Below are 2071 nucleotides of genomic sequence, written 5' to 3' on the forward strand. Positions count from 1 at the left end.
TTGGGGGTATTGAAGTGACTCGATAACTCATTAAATACCTTCAGGTCAAAGTTCATAATCTCGATTGAGATCACTGATAAATCATAACTGGTAGTCGTCTAACATCACTGGGTTGGGCGACCTTAATAAGTGGGCTTGTACGTCACAGCCTGCGTTGATTGCAAAATCCGTAATCGGCTCAGTCCCATTGCGCGGATTTTGATGATGAGCCGCATGGCCTGATTCATATTTTTACCCTGACCCTGTCTCACCGTGCCGAAAAGCGCATTGGACAGGTTTGTTTTGCACGCAACGAATTGGCACAAGATGCAGGAGAAACAGAGTGAACAAGCAATTACCGAGCAACGAGCTCAAACCAAGAGAACGCAAAAAATCATGGAGGAATCGCCGCCCGATAGCACATGGGCAAAGCAATTTAGATGACGTTCAGTTGGAGATCTTTTCAGATGGCGGAGACAATGCGGAAGTTCAGACCACAGACGCCAATCAGACCAACCCTACTTCGGACAACCCTAAAGAAATCTTATGTCGCGATTTGGCCAGAAACTACGTCCGCAAGGAAGGTAGGTTTTTCCGGCGAAACGATCCGACCACGGCCATTTCGGCGTCGGATCTTAAGCGCGCTGCCTTAATTCGGTTTTCGGAGAAATACCGCGAAATCGAACTGACAGACGAACTTTGGCGTGAAGTCTACCAGTACTCGGTCGAGGAAATTCACACTGACAAAACTCAGACCATTCCTGTCTGGGATGGTCGTTCCGAGTGCTGCCCTGAGGTTTCAGACGGGTTGATCTGGTCCGACGGGTCAGCAAGCATAAACACGTGGACGAAGCCGGAGTACAGAAACCTGGGGCTAACCGAGGCCGATTACGGTATGTTTCAGGAACTGCTGGAGCGCATGTTCCGTCATGACTGTGATCGAACCTTCTTCTTGGACTGGTTGTCCTGGAGTCTTCAGAACGAGGGCAGCAAGCCAAGTTTTTCGATACTGCTGTATTCGCAGACGAAAGGAACTGGAAAAAGTACCATTGGACAGGTCCTCAATGCTCTGTTCGGTCCAAGTAACTCGATTGGGATCAACGGCACCTCCAAGCTCACATCTCGGTTCAATCAGACACTGATGTCGAAAAAGTTCATTACCTGCGAGGAGGTCAAGCTAAAGCCGGGAACTGACGCTGGAAACGCTGTAAAATCTTTCATCACCGAGCCCAGAGTCGCCGTCGAGGGCAAAGGAAAGGAGGTAACCGAGGTTCGCAGCGTCAGCGTGTACCTGATGACGACGAACCACTATCCACATTGGATTGAGCCAGATGACCGCCGGTTCTATGTGATTGATGCAAATCACCCGGGCCACGCTTCCGGACCGGACAATGAGAATTTCCAGTCCTTCAGGTCCAGCTTCTACAAGTACATGGATAATCCGGAGAATATCGCGCGCCTTTACAATGCTCTGATGGTTAGACAGCAGTCGAATGGGTTTAACCCTCGGTCGCTGAATATGGCTGCAGTCGACACCCCTATTATGCAACGACTTCACGCTGCTTCTGGTGAAGTCCTGCAACAGGAGTTAGCGGAGTTCATCGCTGGAACGGGAAAGTTCGCGATCCCGCAGGCCAGTCTCCGAAAGCTATTCTTCGAAAACCTTAAGGTAAACCCGAACCGACTGGCTCACATGATGAACGAACTTGGGTGGATTCCCGCGAAAGCTAAGTGGGGCGGAACTGACTATGCGAGGGTGATTTGGGTTCACCCGGACTACCGTGTCTCAAATGGCCGCGTTCTCGGTCCAGAGGGTTACGACGAGCCCGTTGATCACATTGAGGAGGATGTGGAAATCATATGAGACCTCCTGTTTTTCGAGAGCGGAGCCGCCTACAGGCTTGGTACGAAGACGTCTTGGCAAACCACTATAACGAGGCGCTAGGGCGCGTGGAAGACTTGCTGGCTAACACGGAAGTAGATGGAAACGGATGTATGGTCACCGAGACGGAGCAACCAAGAAAACTTCGGTTTCGTGAGCATCAGGATCGCGCTTATAGGTTCGTCTACTGCGTAACCCACCGGCTTGCCG

General features: G+C 50.9%; 1 protein-coding gene. It reads left to right on the top strand.

All coding sequences use genetic code 11. The features are described from left to right. The first annotated feature begins 322 nt into the window (after positions 1–322). Entirely contained in the window at positions 323–1843 is a 1521-nt protein-coding gene (locus tag GOW09_RS22930; protein ID WP_171121065.1) for a primase-helicase family protein, read from the top strand. The last annotated feature ends 228 nt before the right edge of the window (positions 1844–2071 follow it).

This window comes from Ruegeria sp. HKCCA5463, from assembly GCF_013034175.1.
GTDB lineage: Bacteria > Pseudomonadota > Alphaproteobacteria > Rhodobacterales > Rhodobacteraceae > Ruegeria.